18 protein-coding genes are annotated in these 20,760 nt (G+C 52.9%); 12 read left to right on the top strand and 6 right to left on the bottom strand.

Annotation, left to right across the window (positions count from 1 at the left end; all coding sequences use genetic code 11):
- The first annotated feature begins 13 nt into the window (after window positions 1-13).
- A complete protein-coding gene (gene rimO / locus ACH50O_RS14195) occupies window positions 14-1,324 on the top strand; it encodes a 30S ribosomal protein S12 methylthiotransferase RimO (protein ID WP_446808436.1) in 1,311 nt (436 codons plus the stop codon).
- 38 nt (window positions 1,325-1,362) lie between these two features.
- Here rimO and ACH50O_RS14190 read toward each other — a convergent pair whose 3' ends face one another.
- The 5 genes from ACH50O_RS14190 to ACH50O_RS14170 form a co-directional block, all read right to left on the bottom strand.
- The gene (locus ACH50O_RS14190) at window positions 1,363-1,572 is read right to left on the bottom strand and encodes a cold-shock protein (protein ID WP_020483452.1); all 210 of its coding nucleotides are present in this window, start codon (window positions 1,570-1,572) and stop codon (window positions 1,363-1,365) included.
- Between the two features lie 457 nt (window positions 1,573-2,029).
- Window positions 2,030-3,325, bottom strand: coding sequence for a sodium:proton antiporter NhaD (gene nhaD, locus ACH50O_RS14185; RefSeq protein WP_446812152.1), 1,296 nt, complete (start codon window positions 3,323-3,325; stop codon window positions 2,030-2,032).
- Window positions 3,326-3,689: 364 nt separating this feature from the next.
- Window positions 3,690-7,334: a pyridine nucleotide-disulfide oxidoreductase gene (locus tag ACH50O_RS14180; protein WP_446808435.1), complete on the bottom strand. Its 3,645-nt coding sequence runs from the start codon at window positions 7,332-7,334 to the stop codon at window positions 3,690-3,692.
- A gap of 47 nt (window positions 7,335-7,381) precedes the next feature.
- On the bottom strand, window positions 7,382-8,311 hold the full coding sequence (gene secF, locus ACH50O_RS14175) for a protein translocase subunit SecF (RefSeq protein WP_446808434.1): 930 nt from the start codon (window positions 8,309-8,311) through the stop codon (window positions 7,382-7,384).
- Between the two features lie 98 nt (window positions 8,312-8,409).
- The gene (locus ACH50O_RS14170; RefSeq protein ID WP_446808433.1) at window positions 8,410-9,867 is read right to left on the bottom strand and encodes a TrkH family potassium uptake protein; all 1,458 of its coding nucleotides are present in this window, start codon (window positions 9,865-9,867) and stop codon (window positions 8,410-8,412) included.
- A 282-nt stretch (window positions 9,868-10,149) separates the two neighbouring features.
- Between ACH50O_RS14170 and ACH50O_RS14165 the strand changes: the two genes are divergently transcribed.
- Window positions 10,150-10,674, top strand: coding sequence for a phosphatase PAP2 family protein (locus ACH50O_RS14165; RefSeq protein ID WP_446808432.1), 525 nt, complete (start codon window positions 10,150-10,152; stop codon window positions 10,672-10,674).
- The gene (locus ACH50O_RS14160) at window positions 10,671-11,711 is read left to right on the top strand and encodes an MJ1255/VC2487 family glycosyltransferase (protein WP_446808431.1); all 1,041 of its coding nucleotides are present in this window, start codon (window positions 10,671-10,673) and stop codon (window positions 11,709-11,711) included. The genes ACH50O_RS14165 and ACH50O_RS14160 overlap by 4 nt, the downstream gene beginning before the upstream one ends.
- Before the next feature lie 99 nt (window positions 11,712-11,810).
- Here the strand turns inward: ACH50O_RS14160 and ACH50O_RS14155 are convergent, their stop codons facing one another.
- Entirely contained in the window at window positions 11,811-12,839 is a 1,029-nt protein-coding gene (locus tag ACH50O_RS14155; protein WP_446808430.1) for a hypothetical protein, read from the bottom strand.
- 170 nt (window positions 12,840-13,009) lie between these two features.
- On the opposite strand from ACH50O_RS14155, the gene gcvH reads away from it, so the two are divergent.
- From gcvH to ACH50O_RS14110, 9 genes are all read left to right on the top strand, one after another.
- Complete coding sequence (gene gcvH, locus ACH50O_RS14150; protein ID WP_446808429.1) at window positions 13,010-13,393, top strand: glycine cleavage system protein GcvH; 384 nt, start codon at window positions 13,010-13,012, stop codon at window positions 13,391-13,393.
- Window positions 13,394-13,402: 9 nt separating this feature from the next.
- Complete coding sequence (locus tag ACH50O_RS14145) at window positions 13,403-13,762, top strand: diacylglycerol kinase (protein ID WP_446808428.1); 360 nt, start codon at window positions 13,403-13,405, stop codon at window positions 13,760-13,762.
- A gap of 110 nt (window positions 13,763-13,872) precedes the next feature.
- Complete coding sequence (locus tag ACH50O_RS14140) at window positions 13,873-14,805, top strand: carbohydrate kinase family protein (protein ID WP_446808427.1); 933 nt, start codon at window positions 13,873-13,875, stop codon at window positions 14,803-14,805.
- Window positions 14,802-15,605: a nucleoside triphosphate pyrophosphohydrolase gene (gene mazG / locus ACH50O_RS14135; RefSeq protein ID WP_446808426.1), complete on the top strand. Its 804-nt coding sequence runs from the start codon at window positions 14,802-14,804 to the stop codon at window positions 15,603-15,605. The genes ACH50O_RS14140 and mazG overlap by 4 nt, the downstream gene beginning before the upstream one ends.
- Window positions 15,606-15,609: 4 nt before the next feature.
- Window positions 15,610-16,041 carry a hypothetical protein gene (locus tag ACH50O_RS14130; protein WP_446808425.1) on the top strand — a complete coding sequence of 144 codons (432 nt, stop codon included), beginning with the start codon at window positions 15,610-15,612 and terminating at the stop codon, window positions 16,039-16,041.
- Between the two features lie 116 nt (window positions 16,042-16,157).
- A complete protein-coding gene (gene msrP / locus ACH50O_RS14125) occupies window positions 16,158-17,087 on the top strand; it encodes a protein-methionine-sulfoxide reductase catalytic subunit MsrP (RefSeq protein WP_446808424.1) in 930 nt (309 codons plus the stop codon).
- Window positions 17,088-17,105: 18 nt separating this feature from the next.
- Complete coding sequence (locus tag ACH50O_RS14120; RefSeq protein ID WP_446808423.1) at window positions 17,106-17,720, top strand: sulfite oxidase heme-binding subunit YedZ; 615 nt, start codon at window positions 17,106-17,108, stop codon at window positions 17,718-17,720.
- 41 nt (window positions 17,721-17,761) lie between these two features.
- Window positions 17,762-18,280 (top strand): 3'-5' exonuclease, encoded by a 519-nt coding sequence (locus ACH50O_RS14115; RefSeq protein ID WP_446808422.1) that lies wholly within the window; start codon window positions 17,762-17,764, stop codon window positions 18,278-18,280.
- A 74-nt stretch (window positions 18,281-18,354) separates the two neighbouring features.
- Window positions 18,355-20,721, top strand: coding sequence for a phosphoketolase family protein (locus ACH50O_RS14110; RefSeq protein WP_446808421.1), 2,367 nt, complete (start codon window positions 18,355-18,357; stop codon window positions 20,719-20,721).
- The last annotated feature ends 39 nt before the right edge of the window (window positions 20,722-20,760 follow it).

The following is a 20,760-nucleotide window of genomic DNA, read 5'->3' as shown; positions in this document are numbered from 1 at the left end:
TCGAGAGATTTTAATGAGTAATCCCCGCGTTGGATTTATTAGTTTGGGCTGCCCTAAAGCCTTGGTCGATAGCGAGCAGATTTTGACCAGGCTGCGTAGTGAAGGCTACCAAGTCTCGCCGAACTATAAAAATTCTGATTTAGTAATCGTCAATACCTGCGGCTTTATCGATGCTGCGGTTGAGGAGTCGCTGGATAGCATCGGCGAAGCCTTGGCGGAAAACGGCAAGGTCATCGTCACCGGTTGCCTGGGTGCCCGGCAAGACGAGATTTTGGCGCGGCACCCACAAGTGCTGAAAATTACCGGTGCGCATGCTACCGACGAAGTGGTATCGGCGGTACATGAATACTTGCCGCCAGCGCATAATCCGTTTACCGACTTGGTGCCGCCGCAAGGCATCAAGCTGACGCCCAAGCACTACGCCTACCTAAAAATCTCGGAAGGCTGCAATCATCGATGCACGTTTTGTATCATTCCGTCGATGAGGGGCGATTTGGTCAGTCGTCCCGTAGATGAAGTTATGTTGGAGGCGGAGCGGCTGGCCGATGCCGGCGTTAAGGAGTTGTTGATCGTTTCGCAGGACACCAGCGCTTATGGTCTGGATTTGAAATATCAAACTCGGCGTTGGCGCGGGCGAGAATTACAGACTCGGTTTTACGGCTTAGCCGAAGCATTGGGCGAACTGGGTATTTGGGTGCGGATGCATTACGTCTATCCGTATCCGCATGTCGACGAAGTGGTGCCGCTGATGGCGGAAGGTAAAATCCTGCCGTATCTGGATATTCCGTTTCAGCATGCGAATAGCCGGATCTTGAAATTGATGAAACGCCCAGCCGCCGCGGAAAACAATCTGGAACGTATCCGCGCCTGGCGGAAAATTTGCCCCGATTTGACGATACGCAGTACCTTTATTGTCGGTTTTCCGGGTGAGACTGAACAAGAATTCGAAGAGTTGCTGCAATTCCTAAGCGAAGCGCAAATGGATAGGGTGGGGTGTTTTGCTTATTCGCCGGTGAAGGGCGCAGCAGCTAACGAGTTGTCGGATGCTGTACCGGAAGAAGTCAAGCAAGAGCGCCTGGCGCGTTTTATGGAGCATCAATCGGCAATCAGTGCCGAGCGCTTACAGCGTCGGGTCGGCCGAATCGAAACCGTGTTGGTGGATGAAGTGGTTGAAGAGGGGGCTGTAGCGCGCAGCCGTAGCGACGCACCTGAAATTGATGGTCAGGTGTTTATCGATGGCGCAAGCCATTTACAAGTCGGCGATTTCGTCGATGTCGAAATCGAAGAAGCCGACGAGTATGACTTGTGGGGTAAACTGATCTAACGAAAAAGCCGCTGGTTAGGCGGCTTTTTCAGTTCAATTTACAGCGGTGTTACGTTTTCCGCTTGTGGGCCTTTTTGGCCGTTGGTCACTTCCATAGTGACTTTTTGGCCTTCTTTCAAGGTTTTGCGGCCATTGCCGTTGATGGCGCTGAAATGTACGAATACATCTTTGCCGCCTTCTTGCTCAATGAAGCCGAAGCCTTTTTCATCATTGAACCATTTTACTTTGCCTTCTACTTGAACTGACATAAATCTCTCTTGCTAATAAAGTGCTATTCGCTGGTTTGTAACTAGGGTTGGTGAATAAAGCAGGTAGTGGAAAACAATGTTTGTTGATCCGATTGCAGACTTGAAAAGCGACAACTATACCGAGCTAAATCGGCTTCATTATACATCGCAATCGGTGGGTATCCACAAAAACTAGCTAGATTTTGCGCGCTAAATGAATGTGACAACAGTTTGTCAAGCGCAATTGTGGCGTTGTCAAACCGGGCTAACGTAGATAGCCAGTGGCTAAGGTGTGGCTAAGATATTGAAATAAATTGACTTTTGTGTGGCTTCGGTTCTCGGTGACTTCGCCCGAACTCGAATTCGGGCGGCCGTAAGCACAAAACGGCGGTCAGTAAAAAATGCAAAATAAATACTAAATTTTGCAATTGACCTATTGGGCAGTCGTCTAAAACGGCTGATTTTTTAATAAATTGCGTTAAAAATAGCTGCCGTTCAGCAGAAAATGCGCGGCTATGCTACCGAAAAAACCGATCAAAATGACCGGCATCCATTTCAAGTGGGCGCTAAATGTGTATAGACCTTTCAATTGCCCCATCAAACCCACTCCCGCTGCTGAGCCGATTGCCAGCAAGCTGCCGCCGACGCCGGCAGTCAATGTGACCAGCAGCCATTGGCCTTGCGAAATGTCGGGATGCATGGTCAGTACCGCAAACATGATAGTGCCGTTGTCGATGAACGCCGACAGAATGCCGACTACGATATTGGCAATGGTTGGGTCCATGCCCACATACAATACGTCCGAAGCCATGGTCAAATAACCGATGAAACTCAAGCCGCCGACGCTGATCATTACCCCGTAAAAAAATAACAAGGTGTCCCATTCCAGCGTGGCAACGCTTTTGAATACGTCGAATTTCTGACTTCGCTTGGTGTCGGGAACTGCGACGTTAAACAGCTTATAGACGTGGGCGAAATCGCTAATTTTGCCGTTGTCTTTGTTAGCGGTTTTTTGCAGGTAGAAACCTAGGAATTTTAGGTAAGTCAGACCCGCCAACATCCCCGCTGCGGGAGGCAATTTCAGCAAGTTTTCAAAGCAGACAGCTGTAATAATAGTCAGCAAAAACAACACGATCATGGTTAATGCACCGCGCTTCATTTTTGGCGCTTTACCCACGGCAGCCGGCTGTAATTTGGGGATCCAGAAATGCATGATACCGGCCGGCAAGGCAAAATTGACGACTGCCGGAATGAATAAAGAATAAAAATCCTTGAACGGCACCACGCCGCTTTGCCAGACCAGCAGGGTGGTGATGTCGCCGAATGGACTAAACGAGCCGCCGGCATTTGTAGCGACCACCACGTTAATGCAAGCCAGCGTAACGAAATTACGGTTATCCTTGCCCATGGCTGCGATTACGGCCCCCATAAGCAAGGCCGTCGTCAGGTTATTGCAAACCGAAGACATAAAAAACGACATGATGCCGGTAATCCAAAACAATTTTCTGTAACTGAAGCCTTTACTTAGTAGCCATACCCGCAGATTGTCGAATACGCCTCGATCTTCCATCGCGTTGAGATAAGCCATCGAAACCATGATGAACAAAAACAATTCGGCATAGCCTTCGAGGCATGCGCGGAAGGCGTGGCCGGCCTGCTCGCTCATGCCATTGCTAACGTAGATACCGGCTATGAATGCCCAGATCAAACTGGCTGCGAGTACCATGGGTTTGGATTTATTGAGTTCGGTAACTTCTTCGGTCATCGCCAGCATATAGGCGACCGCAAAAATGGCGATGGCCAGATATCCGACCCAATGTTTAGTGAGATTGAGGGCTTGCGCGGTTTGTTCGACGTCCGCCCAGGCGATCAGCGGCGAAAATGTGAGTAGCAACAATAGAAGAATGCGCGAAAACACGGGTGAACTCCTTTCAATAACTGGGTGCTGGACAGTCGCGGCGGCGGACGAGCTCTTCGGCCGTGACTGTTTTTGCCTCGTTAGCGGAGCTGCGGACGAGGCGGTCACTATATTACAAAGTTTGTAACGCTTAGTTTAGCAACGATTAAACGCCACACATGCCGGAGCTGCGTGGCGTTTATCCTGCTTGCCGTAGTCTACCGGGGATCAGCTGAAAATCTTAAGCTTCCAGCAAATATGTTAGCCACAGCGAGGATAGTTTTTCCTGTACCGTGTTTTGTCGCAAGCGGGCTTGCAGGTTGGGAAAGTCGACGTAATCCAATGCCTGGTCCTGGTTGTAGCAAGAGTACATAAAGCTTTCCTCGCCGCTTTCTGGATCGATGTGTTTACACAGGCATTGGGCGCAGACGCCTTTCATCATGCACTGCATCGGCGAGTTGATCGAGCCGATCGCTTCGTGGCCTTCTTTCAGATACGGTTTCAGCGCGGCAAAACGCGCCGCTTTGACAGCCGCCATCATCCGGTCGGAACCGATTACGATCAGGTGATCTACATCTTGCAGTTTCAAGCTGGTTTCGCCCAGTTCGCCGGTAGCGTAGGCAACCATCGCTTCGACGATATTGCCGACGAAGGTTTTATCTTGCGGGCGAGTGACCGGAATCGCGTCGTTACCGGGGCGTTTGTCTACCGCCCAGACGATGACGTCGGACGCGTCTTCAATGTCCGGCACCTTGAACAAGTCTTCGCGGTTACGATAACCGGCAAAATACAATACCTTGTTGCCGGCGGAGCGCATGGCTTTGCCGATTGAGAATAATACCGCGTTACCCAAGCCGCCGCCCAATAGCAGCACGGTTTGGTTGTGCGGGATTTCGGTGGGTGCGCCGGTCACGCCCATCAATACCAGCGGGTCGCCGATTTTCCAGGTGGCGCACAGGCGGCTGGAGCTGCCCATTTCCAACGCAATCAAGGACACCAGACCTTTTTCTTTGTCTACCCAGGCGCCCGTCAAGGCCAAGCCTTCCGCAGCTAGCGTGGTGCCTTCGACCACGGGGGCCAGCGATTCGTAGTTTTGTACCCGGTAAAACTGGCCTGGTTCGAAATGTTTTGCCGCGGCAGGCGCTTTGATCACCACTTCGATGATGGTTGGCGTCAGGCGGTTTACTTCGACGACATGTGCCAAGAAAGCGGCATCCAGCTTGTTCTGTAAATCGCGCAGCTTTGCGTCGCGTTGCGGCTGTTGCGCGGCCTCTAATGTGCCAATCTCGTCGGCGAATAGCTTAACAATATAGGGGTAGCCGTCTTTGGCGCTGGCCATCGCTTTCACCACGTTACCGGCATAAACCGGATGATTGTCGCCGTAAAACGTAATGTAACGGCCGGCACTGTGGTACGAGGTAAACGGCGCCGGTTTGCCGACTTTGACTTGCTCATCGTCGGCCATCGGTACCAATTCGGCTTTGCCTTGCAACCAGTCCGGTTCGTGACGTTTGTAGAATTTGCGATCCATCACGAAAGTCGCGGGGTGCTCGGATTGGTAAATCGTGTTCGGCGCGGTACCGGCGGCGATAAATAAACCGCGCAGCTTTACTTCCACTTCATCGGTTTTCCGCCATTTGCCTTCCTGCTCGGCCAGTTTCTCGAAACGCACGGCTTGCAGATGGCCGTATTGGTCTTCGATGGCTTCCAGCGGACTCATGCCTTCGGCCAGATAAATGCCTTCCGACAGCGCTTCGTGGATTTCTTCGTGGTTTTGGCGGTAGGCCGGCGAATCCTTAATGCCTTTGCGATAGAACAGGGTCACACCGCCCCATTGTTTCAGAAAGGGCAGGAAGTTAGGGGTTTCGCCGGCGGTGGCAGCGCGTTGGCGCTCCTGTTCGACCACGCGGCCATGCGCCAAAAACTCTTCCAGAATTTCCAGTTCTTCGGCATCGTAGCGGCTCCGCACCGAGGCTTCGCCGTATTTGGCGACCAATTTGTCGTAGCGGTGCAGAATCTTGCTGACTTGAACAGGATAATAGGCCAATAACTCGGTGGTAGTGTCAATCGCAGTCAAGCCGCCGCCAATCACGCCGGCGGGCAGGCGCACTTGCAGATTCGCCAGCGAGGACTCTTTCGCCGCACCGGTCAATTGTAGGCCCATCAAGAAATCGGACGCCTTACGGATGCCGCGGATCAGGTTATTTTTCAGATCGATCACGGTCGGTTTGCCGGCGCCGCTGGCAATCGCAATATGATCGAACCCCAGTTCCCAGGCTTCGTCTATGGTGATGGTGCCGCCGAAACGCACGCCGCCGTAGCATTTGAAAGCGTTACGGCGCAGCAGGGTCAGGTAAATGACTTTCAAAAAGTTTTTATCCCAACGTACGGTAATGCCATATTCGGCCACGCCGCCGAAACCCAGCAACACCCGCTTATCCAGGTCTTCGTACAGACTTTGAAAGTCCATGATAGGCATCGGTACGTTATCGCGGTCGCCGGTCAGATGCAGCGGCAACGGTTCGATTTTCAATGCGTCGATGCCGACTACGCCGAAGCCTTCGTTCAACAAATAGTGCGACAAAGTATAACCGGCCGGTCCCATGCCGGCGACCAGCACGTTCTTGCCGTTATAAGGCAGGGCGGTGGAGCGTTTGATATTCAGCGGGTTCCAACGGGTCAACAGGCTGTAAATTTCAAAACCCCAAGGCATGAACAGCACATCGGTCAACACATTGGTTTCGATTTGCGGAATATTCACCGACTCGGTTTTTTGGTAAATACAGCCGCGCATGCAGTCGTTGCAAATCCGGTGGCCGGTGCCTGGGCACATCGGGTTGTCGATGATGATCATCGCCAGCGCGCCGATATTGTCGCCCTGACGTTTGACCACGTGCATCTCGGAGATTTTTTCTTCCAGCGGACAGCCGGTCATCAACGCGCTCAAGTGATTGGTTTTGAACGTACCGTCTTTTTTGTTTTTGATGCCCTTGGAGCAGGAATCGTTATCCCGGTCATGGCAGTAAATGCAATGATCGACTTCATAAAGTGTTTGACGTTGGTTGAAGCGTTTGTCGGTCAGGGCGAAGCCGTCTCGGCGGCGATGGTGGTGATCGTCGCAAGCCCAAACGTCGTAACCGTTTTGCGAAACGGTTTCGTGTTCGACCAGATTTTCCAGATTGGTTTTTTCCGGAATTTTGAAACTTAACCACTTGGCAACCACGGCTTGTAATTCAGGAACCTGTTTGGCGGCGAAGCTCCAACGGCTAACGATGTCGAGCAGTCCCGCAACCAGCGCGGCTGGACTGTCGTAACCGCTGAGCTGGTCTTTGAACGCAGCGATGTCGGTGTCGTTCAATTCCGCTTGTTGCGACAGTCGCCACAAGTCCGCACCCAATTGACTGACGGCCAGTTCCGCATCGGTTTTGAATAATTCCTGCTTGCCGGCGGCGCGGAGCAAGCCGTCCAGCTGTGTGCGCAGTGCGGCTATGTCCCAGCCCTCAATGGTTTGGCCTTTGAATAACTTGCTCAAATTACCGACGATTTCGGTGCGATAGACAAATACCGCGTCGAATTCATTGCGAATATTGCCGATTTGCTGCTCGCGCACATCGCTGACATTGAATAAACGCGCGACAAAAGTGCCGACCAGCGGCGCCATTCTTACCAATAACTCGGAAATTTCCTCCGGCTTCATGCCGTCGCCGCCGCAGCTGCGGTATGCAGCGATTTCCGCAAACAAAGCGGCGTCGTGCTGTTGTACCGACTGATCGAATGCCGCCAGTAAATCGGCTAGGCGTTGAGCATCGTACAGATCTTTATATTCAAAGCCGGGGATGCCGAGAGTAAGTTGGGTCAGGTCGCGAGTATTTAGCTTTTGTGTCATCAAGTTGTTCCGTGAGCGTTCGCTTGAAGTTGTAAATGAAATTCGGATTAAGGCATGTCGTCAACGACGCTGTCTTTGGCTGGCGGCATCAGATCGTCTCGGCTCAGGCCCAGGCTCAAGGCCAGTGAGCTGGCGATATAAATCGACGAATAGGTGCCTTTGACGACGCCGATCAGCATGGCGATCGCAAAGCCGTGGATTGTTTTACCGCCGAGGAAGGCCAGGGCCAACAGGGTTAAAAATACGGTCAGTGAAGTCAGAATGGTTCTGCTTAGCGTGTCGTTCAGGGCGGTGTTGACGATTTCGTTAATCGATTCTTTGATCCGGCTGCTGCGGACGGTTTCCCGGATACGGTCGTAAACCACGATGGTGTCGTTGATCGAATAACCGATCAGCGCCAGGATGGCCGATAGCACGGTCATGTCGAATTCCCAGCCAAATACCGAGAAAAAGCCCATCGTAATAATGCTGTCGTGGAATAAGGCGGCGATAGCGCTCAAAGACAGTTTCCACTCGAAGCGAATGCTGACGTAAACCATGATGCCGACAAAGGCGAAGAACAGTGCCAGTCCGCCGTCGTTGACCAAGTCTTCGCCGACTTGTGGGCCAACGAATTCGACGCGGCGAAGTTCGCCCGGTTGGCTTTGACTGCTGTTAGCGATGCTGAGTACTTTTTCGCTCAGTTCTTTTTGGCTGATGTTTTCCACCGGCTTCAGGCGAATCAAGACGTCGGCCGCACTGCCGAAATGTTGCAGATTGGCATCGGCGAAGCCTTGTTGCTCCAACGTACTGCGCATTTTATCCAGATCGGCGGCCTGGTTGTAATGCAATTCGTAGACGCTGCCGCCGGTAAAGTCGATGCCGAGATCCAGGCCCTTCACGAAAAACGAAACTATGGAAATTAATAACAGGGTGCCTGAGAAGTAAAACGCTAGTTTTCTTTTGCTGAGAAAATCGATGTGTCGAGCGGAAGTCATGCCAAGGTTCCTGATAAATAGTTAAAGATTGCTATCCGGCCGCGTCGGCGCTAAGGCGATATAAACGTAGCTTGCGGACCATAAGGCCGTGAATTGTACTATTTTCTCCAGAAAGTAGGAGTAAAAAGCACGACCAGGGTAAACACCTCCAGGCGTCCGAGCAACATCGTCGTCGAACAGACCCAGGTCTGAAAATCGTTCAGACTGGAAAAGTTGGTTGCCGGGCCTAGCTGATTTAGACCGGGACCGGCATTGTTGATGCAGGCAATCACGGCGCTGAGTGCGGAAATCGGGTCCAGTCCGGTAAAAATCAGCGTGAAAGTCATTACCACGATCGAAATAAAGTACAGAAAAATAAAGGCCAGGACCGCGAAGATAATCTTGTTGGCGATGGGGGTGTCGCCGATGCGGATAGGGTTGACTGCACGTGGATGCAGAATGCTGAAAAGCTCGCGGCCAGCCTGCTTCCACAATAATAAGGTGCGGAACATCTTGATGCCGCCGCCGGTTGAACCGGTGCAGGCCGACACGCAGCTCAGGTAAAGCATCCACCAAGGTACAAACGGCGGCCACTTGTCGAAGTCAACGCTGGCAAAGCCGCAGTCGGTGGCGATCGATACCAGGTTGAAGGTAACGTGGCGCAGGCTGCTAAAGAAATCCGGATATGTTTCGAAATGCCAAAGATAACCGGCGCACAGCAGAATGCTGCCGGCTATCAAACCCAGCATCGGCATCGCTTCCGGGTCTTGTAAATAGGGTTTCGGACTGCGGTGGTGTAACACCGTGTAGTGAGTGCCGAAATTCATTGCCGAAATCAGCATGAATACGGTCAGCACCAATTCGACGGCAACGGAGTCGAAATAACCGATGCTGGCATCGTGCGTGGAAAAGCCGCCCAAGCCTAGGGTGGAGAAGGCGTGGCAAATCGCATCGAACCAGCCCATGCCGGCGATTTTTAGGGACACAATACAAACCACGGTGATGCCGGCATAGACCAGCCAGAGCAAGCGCGCGGTTTCGGTGATGCGCGGTGTTAATTTGCTGTCTTTCACCGGTCCGGCAATTTCCGCCTTGTACAGTTGCATACCGCCGACGCCCAGCAAGGGCAGAATCGCTACCGCCAGCACAATGATACCCAAACCGCCTATCCAAACCATTTCGTGCCGCCACAGATTCAGCGACGGCGCCAGCGTATCGAGGCCGCTCAATACTGTCGCGCCGGTGGTGGTGAATCCCGACATGGTTTCGAAAAACGCATCGGTAAACGATAGTCCGGGCATGCCCCAGATTAAAGGCAGCGTGGCTGCCGCCGACATCAATATCCAGAACGATGCCACCAGCAAATAGCCGTCCCGGGTTTTGACATCGCCGCGAAAGCGCATCGTCAAGCCCGACAGCAGGCTGCCGACGCCGATATTCAGCGACATGCCATTTACGAAATGATCGACCATACCGTCTTCGAAATACAGCGATGCGGCGATTGGTAACGCGTAAGTGACGCCGAAGACCATCAAGATCAGGCCGAGAACAAATCCTAGAGTGCAAAAACGTTGCATAGTGCCCTGAATAAAACCGAAAAGGTTCTGCCGTGTTGTTATGGATCGCAGCTCTCGAACGCTCTACGGAGCAGAACGTGTCGCAGCCGGTAATTGTAACAAACAATCGGCGAAAGTGACCTGTCACATAAGCTTAAACAAAGCTTCATCTTATTGTCATAAAGCATCTCTAAGCTGGACTCGTCGTCAAGGAGAAACCTGTTTGCAAGGGAAAATCGATAATTTCCAACTACTGCACGAAGCTCGCGGTCGACGCGTGCGGTAATTAACGAGGGCCGGACCATGAAGCTGATTTACTCGATCCACAAATACGATGTGACTCTATTTACCTGGCTAAACAACGTCATGATTCATGCCGGCTTGGTACGCCTGTGCCGGACTATTTCCAGAACCGCCGACGGGGTTTTGTACGTTCTGGTAGCGGTCTGGCTGTATTGGGATCAGGGCATACACGACGGTCTGTTGCAGGCCATGATCTTGGCGTTTTTGATTGAACGGCCGGTTTACCTGTTGTTGAAAAAGGGCTTCAAACGCGATCGTCCGCAACAGGCGTTACAGAATTTTTGCAGCGTGATCAAGCCTGCCGATCAATTCAGTTTTCCGTCCGGGCATACCTCGGCGGCATTCATGGTGGCCACGCTACTGGGCTATTTCCTGCCGGATTTGCTGCCGATCCTCTATCTGTGGGCTGCGCTGGTTGGATTTTCCCGCGTCGTGTTGGGGGTGCATTTTCCCAGCGACACACTTATGGGTATGGTTTTGGGCGTTAGTACAGCAATTTTTAGTCTCGATTATCTTTTATTATGAAAATATTTTATGGCGTGCAAGGCACGGGTAATGGCCACATCACCCGTGCCAGAGTCATGGCGAAAGAACTGTATGCAGCCGGTTTCGACGTCACCTTTCAGTTTACCGGGCGGCCGGCGGACAAGTATTTTGACATGGACGTGTTTAACGGTTATCAAGTCAAAACCGGCTTGACTTTCAATACTCACAACGGTCAGGTCAGTTATGTGAAAACCGCATTGGAAGCCAGCCCGATTCGGTTTGTCAGGGACATCAATAGCCTGGATTTAAGCGGCTACGATTTGGTTATTAGCGATTTCGAGCCGGTTACCGCCTGGGCCGCGAAAAGGCAAAAGAAAAAAGTGCTGGGCATCGGTCATCAGTATGCGTTCAGACACAATATCCCGCGTGCCGGCGGCGATCCGATTGCCGAGCAGGTGATGAAATATTTCGCGCCCGCCGACATCGGCATCGGCTTGCACTGGCACCATTTCGGTCAGCCGATTTTACCGCCGATCATCGAAACGCCTGAGTTTCCGCAACATACCCAAGCCAATAAGATTTTGGTGTATCTGCCCTTCGAAGACCCACAAACGGTAGTCAAGCTACTATGCCCGTTCGAAAATTTCGAGTTTCATGTTTATTCGCCGGAGCCGGCCGTTTCCAAATACCCGCATATTAGTTGTAAGCCCTTGTCGCGGGACGGTTTCCAACGAGATTTATACGATTGTGCCGGCATCATCAGCAATGCCGGTTTCGAATTGGCGAGCGAGTCCTTGCAATTGGGTAAGAAGATTTTGGTGAAGCCGCTGCATGCGCAAATGGAGCAGATTTCCAATGCCGAAGCCTTAAAACAATTGGGCTACGGCCAAACCATGTTCGATCTCGACGACGTCACAATCGCGGACTGGCTGCATAATCCGCATGCGGTGCATGTTACTTATCCGAATATCGCCAAGGTGATAGTGCAGTGGCTCATGGACGGTATGCCGGCGATGGATGCCGAATTCACGGAGCAAGTCTGGGCTTCGGTTGAGGTGTTACAGATCAAGCATTAGTGGGGAGGGGGCGGTTTTGAACGTGCCCGGCGTCTGCTAACTATATTGCAGCGTAAGGCTGCTTAACTCAAAAGGTGTATTGCCAATTCGGACCGGCCCTTAGTCCTTATCTTCGTCCGGAATCGATCCTTTCAATTGTTGCGACAGCAGGGTTTGTGCGCCGGTGATCACGATTTCTTCGCCAGGCTGTAAGCCGCCGGCCACGAAATATCCTTGGTTATTGGTGCTGTATTGCCTGAGCAGGCGGCGGCTGAACTGGTTGGTGTCGGCTTTCACAAAGGCAAAAGCCTGGCCCAAGTGCCACACCAAGGCGGATTGCGGAATATTGACCCCGCTACTGGTTTGGCCACCCTCCGGAATCCAGGCGGTAACGTGGGCGCCGAACGGCAAACGGCATTCCTCGCACTTGAAAAAATAGCGTTGACCTTGTGAAAGCGGATCGACTTGCGGTGCTGCGGCAATTAAGGCGGCGGGTTTGGCGGCTTGGCGTTGGCCGCGTTCGTGGATATGGATAACGCTGACGGTCGGGTCTAGCTGACTATTGGCGGGCAAGGTGATTATCAGCAACTGCGCGCGATGTTCCAGCAGTTGCGTGGCGTTTTTATCTTGTGCTTTGGTAAACCAGTTGCTTAGGGTGGCGCCCCAAACCAGCCGGCTGTTGGCGGCGATTAGCTGTTGTTGATAGTTGTTGGAGGCCAGGTTGGCTTTGTCGGCCCGCCAGATGGCTTGTTGTTCCTGCAGGCGGCGGGTGGAGACGATGTCTTGCTGGTGCAGGTCGCGCGTGCGGTTCAAATTTTGCGCGGCTTCGCTATAGCGGGCCTGCGCGCTGTCTTGTTGGGCGCTGGCAGCCAAGTATTGCTGACGGATGTTGAGTAACGGTTCGGGATTGAGTACCGTGCCGTATGCAATAAATTCCGGCGTTTGCTGCGCGGCAATTAGCGTTTGAGTCTGAATGCCTGCTAATTTCTGGCCGGCTTGATCCAACCGTAATATATTGGGGTCGGTGTTTGGGCGGGGCTGCTGGGCTGCGATGATGTTTGGCTGCGCATCGTCGTCGTCCGCCGATGCGGCGTTCGGAAGCAGACTGAAAACGCCAAGGCAGCCGGCGAGAAAAAGTGCTATTCGCATGATTTTTGTGGATGTGGGTTATAACGCCTCAATGGCCTGACTAAGTTAATTAATCGCCGATTGGGCGGAGATTATAAAGTTTGAGCCGACGGGGCCTGTAATTTTTTGTTGTGTAAAAAAAATAGCCGGTTATCCTTTTCGATTACTGTTACGGCTTGAGGGAAATGCTAATGAGTGAAACACCAGAAAACTTGAAATATGCCGAAACCCACGAGTGGGCCAAGCTGGAAGACGGTAATGTCGTGCGCGTCGGCATCACCGACTTTGCCCAGTCCGAATTGGGCGACATTGTCTTTATCGGCTTGCCCGATGTGGGCAGGGCAGTGAAGCAGGGCGAACAACTGGCGGTGGTCGAATCGGTAAAAACGGCGTCCGACCTGTTCAGTCCGGTCAGCGGCAGCGTGGTCGAGATCAACGATTCGGTGTCGGACGAGCCGGAACAGGTCAACGATGGCGCTTATCAAACCTGGCTGTTTGCCATTAAAGCGGATAATCCGGCCGAACTCGATAGTTTGTTGGATGCGGACGCTTACCGAAATTTGATTGAGGATTAGGAACAGCCAATGGCAAATCAAAATGCAAAAGGATTTAAACGGCTGATTAATGCCTGTTTTTTCTCGGTTGCCGGTTTCAAAGCCACCTGGCAACACGAGGAAGCATTTCGGCAGGAAGTGGCGTTGTTCGTGGTAACGACGCCGCTGGCGATTTGGCTTGGTCAAACCGCAATCGAGAAGGTCTTGTTAATCGGCAGCGTGGTCTTGGTGCTGCTGGTGGAGTTGTTGAATTCCGCCGTGGAGGCTGTGGTGGATAGGGTGGGTTTCGAGCATCACGAACTGTCCGGGCGCGCCAAGGATATAGGCTCGGCGGCGGTGATGCTGTCCTTGATCTGGGCAGGCGCGACCTGGGCGTTGATTTTGCTGTAAGCGGCAAGACCACGAAACCAAGGCGAAAGGGGAGCTTTCATTTTTCGTCTTGTGCCCGTTTCCAACATCCGTTACCTTAGGGCCGCTGAAATCGTCTAACAAGGATAATAATGAGTGCATTGATCTGTGGCTCCATGGCCTACGACACCATCATGGTGTTTCACGACAAATTTAAACATCACATCCTCCCCGAGAAAGTGCATATGCTCAATGTCTCTTTCCTGGTGCCGGCCATGCGCCGCGAATACGGCGGCTGTGCCGGTAACATTGCGTATAACTTGAAATTGTTGCAGGAAGAGCCGTCCATCATGGCGACCGTCGGGCACGATTTCGAACCCTATGCGCAATGGCTGAGCCAATGCGGTATTTCCAGCCGGTATATCAAGGTGCTGGACGATCATTACACCGGCCAAGCCTATATCACCACCGACGTCGATGATAATCAAATCACCGCTTTCCATCCCGGTGCGATGAGCTTTTCGCATTTAAACACTGTGCCGGCAGACTCGGGCATAACCGTTGGTATTGTCTCCCCGGACGGTAAACAAGGCATGCAGGAGCACGCGCAGCAGTTTGTCGATCAAGGCATTCCGTTTATTTTCGATCCCGGCCAAGGCATGCCGATGTTCGATGGCGACGAGTTGTTGGCATTTCTGGAGCTGGCCAATTACGCCACTTTCAACGACTACGAGTCGGAATTGATGCAGCAGCGCACCGGTTTGAGCCTTGAGCAAATCGCCGAAAAAGTCGATGCGTTGGTGATCACTTTGGGCGGTAACGGTTCGAAAATCTATACGCGCGGCGAAATTATCGATATTCTGCCAGCCAAACCCAAACAAATTCTGGATCCCACTGGTTGTGGCGACGCCTATCGTGCCGGACTGCTGTACGGTTTGATCAACGATTATGACTGGGATGTGACGGGGCGCATCGCTTCCTTGTTGGGTGCGATCAAAATCGAACATAACGGCACCCAGAACCATACTTTTACGGTAGCCGAATTCAAACAACGCTATCAGGAAACCTTTGGTTCGACATTTTGAGTTTGACTAAAACCCAGGAACTGCTGGCTTTGATGGCCCGCTTGCGCGATTCTGAGCAGGGTTGCGCTTGGGACGTCAAGCAGGATTTTTATAGCCTGATTCCCTACACGATCGAAGAAGCCTATGAGGTGGCCGACGCCATCGAACGTGAGGACTTCGACGATTTGCGCGGCGAATTGGGCGACTTGTTGCTGCAAGTGGTATTTCACTCTCGGATTGCCGAAGAACGCGGCTTGTTCGATTTCGAGCAAGTGGCGGCGGCGATTGGCGAGAAGCTGGTCACTCGGCATCCGCATGTGTTTGCCGACGTCAAATTCGACAACGACGAACAGCGCCAACAAGCCTGGGATGCGGCCAAAGCCAAGGAACGCCGCCTGAAACAGCCCGCACAGCAAACCGAAAGTGTATTGGCCGGCGTTGCGCAAAGCCTGCCGGCGCTGGTGCAATGCGAGAAAATTCAAAATCGCGCCGCCAGCCACGGTTTCGACTGGCCGGCAGCCGAGCCGGTGTTCGACAAGGTGCGCGAAGAGTTGCAGGAAGTCCATGAAGCTTGGCAATCCGGCGATCAACCGCACATACAGGAAGAAATCGGCGATTTGCTGCTGGTAGCCGTAAATCTGGCCCGGCATCTAAAAGTCAATCCGGAAATCGCCTTGCGCGAAGCCACTAAAAAATTCACCCGCCGCTTCAATTACATCGAAAAACAGGTAGAGGCCTCCGGCCGCGAGCTGCGCGATTGCGACTTGGCGGAGCTGGACGGCTTGTGGAACGAAGCCAAACGATATTTGAAGAAAGTTTAAAGATATGAAAACCGCCGTGCTCCGTGGGTGTTTGTTAGTCTATTGCATAGTATTTGCCGTATCGGCACATTCGGAGCTATTGGGCAGAATCTCCGACGAAACTGCCCCCGTCGCTACCCCAGCTGAGCGCAAAGCCGCTAAAAACAACGACAGAAAAATCATCTACCGGGTGATTTGTTCGGCCGAAGACAAAGACTTGCCGGATTGTGATCAATCCGCAGTGGATGACGGTAGCAGCGCGGCGGAATTGCCCATGCCGGATTTGCCGCCAGATAGCGAGGATGCTTTAGAGAAGCCGGAGTCCGCAACGCTAGGCGAATCGGAAAAACCGGAAAGCACGCAAAATGTTTCGTCCAAGAAACCGGCCAAACAGAAAAAATCCGCGAAAAGTGGTCGCGGCAAGAAACCGGCTGGCAAAAAACACCCCCACAAGTAGTGTCCGTGGCAGCATCGTGGCGCTCGGCGGCTAAATCATAAGTTGAAATATCCTTAAGATTGGAACTGCCGGGCCGGTTTACGGTCGAGTAGATCTAAACTTGTATGAGGCTTTCCATGAAACACCCCGTTACACCTACTATCCCCGCATCGGAAATTACACCGCGCGAGCTGTTTTACCAGCGTCGGCAATTTATGCAGTTGGCGCTGGGCGGTTCGGCAGCGTTGCTGGCTGGTGCGGCATTCGGTGGCGAAAAGCTGGCGAATAGTGTCTCCGAAACCTATGGTTTGACCGATCAACTGACGCCCCTAAAAGACGTTACTCGATACAATAACTTCTACGAGTTCGATACCAGCAAGGAAGGGCCGGCCAAAATGGCCGGCAGCCTGAAGACACGGCCGTGGACGGTCAGCGTGGAAGGGGAAGTTCGCAAACCGAAGCAATTCGCCATCGAAGATTTACTGAAACTGGCGCCGATGCAGGAACGCATCTATCGCTTGCGTTGCGTGGAAGCCTGGTCGATGGTGATACCCTGGTTGGGATATCCCTTGGCGGAACTGCTGAAACAGGTGGAACCGACCAGCGAGGCCCGTTACGTGGAATTCGTCAGTCTGCAAGATCCCGAGCAAATGCCCGGCCAGCGCCGGGCGGTCTTGGAATGGCCGTACCGGGAAGGCCTGCGCATCGACGAAGCACAACATCCTTTGACTTTACTGACTTTTGGTTTATACGGCGAAGTATTGCCGAATCAAAACGGCGCACCGGTGCGCATCGTCGTACCCTGGAAATACGGCTTCAAAAGCGCGAAGTCCATCGTCAAAATCCGTTTGTTGAAACAGCAGCCCGCCACCAGTTGGATGCAGGCCGGCCCGAACGAGTACGGTTTTTATGCCAACGTTAATCCCGAGGTCGATCATCCGCGCTGGAGTCAGGCCAAGGAACGCCGGCTCGGCGATTTTCTGAAGCGGCCGACTCTGCCGTTCAACGGCTACGCCGAACAAGTGGCCGGGCTTTACGCCGGCATGGATCTGGTTAAAAACTTTTGAATTGTGAGTGGGAAGAGCTTGGACGATAGATCTTTGCGTAGTTTGAAAATCGTGGTGTTTTTGACTGCTCTGATACCCTTGGCGTTATTGCTGATCGCAGCCTGGCAGGATGATTTGGGTGCCAACCCTATCGAAAAAATCACGCATAACACCGGTTACTGGACGTTGACGTTTTTGTTGATCAGCCTTAGTGCGACGCCGTTGCGGCAAATTAGCGGCGTCAATTGGCCTATCCGCCTGAGACGGATGTTGGGACTATTTGCGTTTTTTTACGCTTGCTTGCATTTTTCTACCTATTTGGTTCTGGATCAGTTTTTCGACTGGGCGGCAATCGGCAAGGATATTCTGAAGCGCCCCTACATCACTATCGGTTTCGCGGCATTTGTACTGTTAATTCCGCTGGCCGCGACCTCCACCAATGCGATGCAACGCCGGCTCGGCGGCAAGAATTGGAAACGTTTACACCGTTTGACTTACTTTATCGCCGTGGCGGGGGTGGTGCATTTTGTTTGGTTGGTAAAAAAAGATTTGAGTAGGCCGTTGTTGTTTGCCGCCGTGCTGGCCTTTTTGTTGGGGATTCGTCTGTTTAAACATTTTCGTACCCGTGCGGATAGGGCTTATTCCTCGATTTAGTCTAGGCTTATGGGTTTAATACGTTGCAAAGGGTTGCTCAATTGCAAACAATTAGACCGAATGTTATTGACTTTGAAGCCTCCGGGTTTGGCTTCGATAGTTATCCCATCGAAGTCGGGGTGGTGCTGGGTTCCGGACAAAAATATTGCGCGCTGATCAAGCCTGCCAGCAATTGGCTGTATTGGGACGCGCAGGCCGAACAAGTTCACGGCCTTAGCCGCGACACCTTAATCAGCCGCGGGAAATCGATTGCGTTGGTCGCGGCCGAATTGAATGCATTCCTTGCCGATCAAACCGTTTATAGTGATGGCTGGGTGGTGGATAAGCCCTGGCTGTCGCGCTTGTTTTATCAATCCGGCGTAAAGCCGACGTTTTATCTGAGTGCGCTGGAAATGATACTGAAAGAAGCGCAGATGGACATCTGGACCCAAACCAAACAGCAAGTTATCCAGGATTTGGCGTTGATGCGGCACCGGGCCAGCACCGACGCACTCATTATTCAAGAAACTTATGCCCGCACCCGGCAGCTGGTTACTGGAGGCGACTATTCATCGGCCTGAACCGCTACGGATGCGCCGAGCCTGCCCGAATTGTCAATCGTTTTGCAGCTTTTTATAAAAGCATTGGAGCCGTTATGAGTACCACAGTCGCACTTTCGGAAGCCGAACTACGGAATATCGACGCCTATTGGCGAGCCTGCAATTATTTGGCGGCCGGGATGATTTATTTGCAGGATAACCCGCTGCTTAGGGAAGCCTTGGAGCCCAAGCACATCAAGCGCCGGTTGCTGGGACACTGGGGATCCAGCCCAGGGCTGAGTTTTTGCTACATCCATTTGAACCGGTTGATCAATAAATACGACCAAAATACCTTGTTCATCGCCGGCCCCGGCCACGGCGCGCCCGGCGTTTTGGCGCCGGTCTATCTGGAAGGCACCTATAGCGAGATTTATCCGAACAAAGGCGAAGATGAAGAGGGCTTGCGCCAGTTCTTCAAAGAGTTCTCCTTCCCGGGCGGCATTGGCAGTCATTGCACGCCGGAAACACCGGGTTCGATTCACGAAGGCGGCGAGTTGGGTTACAGCATTTCCCACGCGTTTGGTGCGGCTTACGACAATCCGGATCTGTTGGTGGCGGCCGTGGTCGGCGATGGTGAAGCCGAGACGGCGGCGCTGGCCACGTCCTGGCATTCCAATAAGTTTTTAAATCCGCTTCGCGACGGGGCAGTGTTGCCGATCCTGCATCTGAACGGCTATAAAATCAATAACCCGACCTTGCTGTCGCGCATCTCTCATGCCGAGCTGGAGGATCTGTTCAAAGGCTACGGCTGGACGCCGTATTTTGTGGAAGGCAGCGATCCGCCAACCATGCATCGGACCATGGCGGAAACTTTGGAAACCTGTCTCGTCGAAATCCGCCGCATCCAGCAGGAAGCCCGCGCCAGCGGTAATCCGAGCCGGCCGCGTTGGCCGATGATAGTGTTACGTTCGCCCAAAGGCTGGACCGGCCCGAAAACCGTCGATAATCATAAAGTCGAAGGCTTTTGGCGTTCGCACCAGGTGCCGCTCAGCGAGGTGCGCGATAACCCGGAGCATTTACAGCAATTGGAAGCCTGGCTGCGCAGTTACAAACCCGAGGAACTATTCGATGCCGACGGCCGCTTGCGGCCGGATCTGAGAGCCTTGGCGCCTAAAGGCAATCGCAGAATGAGTGCTAATCCGCACAGCAATGGCGGCATTTTGCGCCGTGCTTTGCGGATGCCGGATTATCGTGACTATGCGGTCGCGTTGCCTGGCCCCGGCAAGATTCTGGCCGAAAACACCCGGCCATTGGGTAAGTTTCTGCGCGACATCATGGCGGAAAATATGCACAATTTTCGCGTGTTTGGCCCTGACGAAAATTCGTCTAACAAGCTGGATGCGATCTACGAAGTCAGTAAAAAAACCTGGCTGGCCGATACCTTGCCGGAAGATGCCGATGGCGGCGAACTTGCCGCCGACGGCCGCGTGATGGAAATGTTGTCCGAGCATACCTTGGAAGGCTGGCTGGAAGGGTACCTGCTGACCGGTCGCCACGGCTTCTTCTCGACTTACGAAGCCTTTGTCCATGTGATCGACTCGATGTTCAACCAGCATGCCAAATGGCTGGCGATGACGCAGGCCATTTCCTGGCGGGCACCGGTTTCGTCCTTGAATCTATTGATTACTTCCACGGTCTGGCGCCAGGATCACAACGGCTTTACCCATCAGGACCCGGGCTTTCTGGATCTGGTGGTCAACAAAAGCCCGAAAGTGACGCGGATTTATCTGCCGCCAGATGTCAACTGCCTACTGTCGGTGGCGAATCATTGTCTGCAAAGTACCGATTACATCAACGTGATTGTCTGCGACAAGCAAAAGCATGTGCAATATCTGGATATGGATGCCGCGATCAAACATTGCACCAAAGGCATCGGCATTTGGGAATGGGCCAGCAACGACGAGGGTGGCGAGCCGGATGTGGTGTTGGCCTGCGCCGGCGACATTCCCACCAAGGAAGCCTTAGCGGCGTCGATGCTGCTGCGGGATCACTTTCCGCACCTGAAAATCCGCTTTGTGAATGTGGTGGATCTATACAAACTGACGCCGGCCGGCGAGCATCCGCATGGTTTGAGCGATAGGGATTTTGATAGCCTGTTTACTGTCGATAAGCCGGTGATTTTCAATTTTCACGGTTATCCGTGGTTGATCCATAGGCTGACCTATCGGCGCAATAATCACAAAAATCTGCATGTGCGCGGTTATAAGGAAAAAGGCAGTATCAACACGCCGCTGGAGTTGGCCATTCAGAACGAGATCGACCGTTTCAGCCTGGCTATCGACGTGATAGACCGCATCCCGGCGCTGCGTGTCGCCGGAGCGCACGTCAAGGAAAAACTGCGCGATAGACAGATTGAATGCCGGAATTACGCCTACGAAAACGGCGTGGATTTGCCGGAGGTTGATAACTGGCTGTGGCCTTGATAGCCTATGCCGCCGGTCGCGACTCCGAGTTGCGATTGG

It is taken from the genome of Methylomonas sp. 2BW1-5-20 (genome assembly GCF_052474515.1).
The sequence above is the reverse complement of the archived record's forward strand: the minus strand, read 5'-3'. Positions and strand labels throughout refer to the sequence as shown.